Raw genomic sequence first — 1,045 nt, forward strand, 5'->3', positions numbered from 1 at the left:
CCGTCAGTTATCGAAATTACGTTGGTGGGAATGTAAGACGAAATGTCGCCCGCTTGTGTTTCAACAATGGGCATCGCGGTAATTGAGCCGCCGCCCTTTGTCTGCGCCAGTTTTGCCGCCCGTTCCAAAAGCCGCGAATGTAGGTAAAATACGTCACCGGGAAAAGCCTCGCGTCCCGGCGGGCGGCGCAGAAGCAAACTGATTGCGCGGTAAGCGACGGCGTGTTTGGAAAGATCATCGTAAATCACAAGCACGTCTTTTCCCTGATGCAAAAAATGTTCCGCCATTGCGACCGCCGAATAAGGCGCGATGTATTGAAGAGCCGCCGAATCTGAAGCAGACGCAAGCACTACAAAGGTGTAGTCCATCGCGCCGTGTTTCTCAAGGTTATCAACTATTGCCACTACCGAAGACGATTTTTGCCCGATAGCGCAATACACGCAAATAACATTTTTTCCTTTTTGGTTAATTATCGTGTCAATAGCGATTGCGGTTTTTCCCGTTTGGCGGTCGCCGATTATCAGCTCACGCTGTCCGCGCCCGATGGGGATCATCGCGTCTATGGAAAGGCATCCTGTTTGAAGCGGAGTGTCCACGCTTCCACGGTCGATTACAGGCGCGGCGGGAGCCTCCATCGGCATAAATGCTTCGGCTGTTATAGGACCCTTTCCATCAAGAGGTTCGCCAAGCGGATTTATCACCCTGCCAAAGAACGCGTTACCTGAAGGAATAGACACAACCCTGCCGGTTCGTTTTACTTCTTCGCCGTCTTTAACCAAGTCTTCGCCCGTTAAAATTACGCAGCCGGCGTTCTCTTCCTCAAGATTGAAAACAATTCCATGGGCGCCGGAGGCAAATTCAACCATCTCTCCGTAGACTGCGTCGTTAAGACCGTAGACGGTGGCGACAGAATCGCCTACCTGAACAACAAAGCCCGAACTGCCGGACAAAGCCACGCCCTTCCAATTTTCAATTCGCTCTTTTAAAACTCTCGTTAAATCATCGTAGTTAGCCATTGCGGCCTCCTGTACTCTCTTTTAAAGTA

Annotated in this window: 1 protein-coding gene; it reads right to left on the reverse strand. The window is 50.9% G+C overall.

The window, feature by feature from the left end; genetic code table 11:
• A partial coding sequence (gene atpA, locus ACYVRH_RS13235; protein ID WP_461257365.1) for a F0F1 ATP synthase subunit alpha occupies positions 1–1,016 on the reverse strand: 1,016 nt, incomplete at its 3' end.
• Positions 1,017–1,045: the final 29 nt, after the last annotated feature.

The sequence above is a fragment of the Treponema sp. R80B11-R83G3 genome (assembly GCF_054786115.1).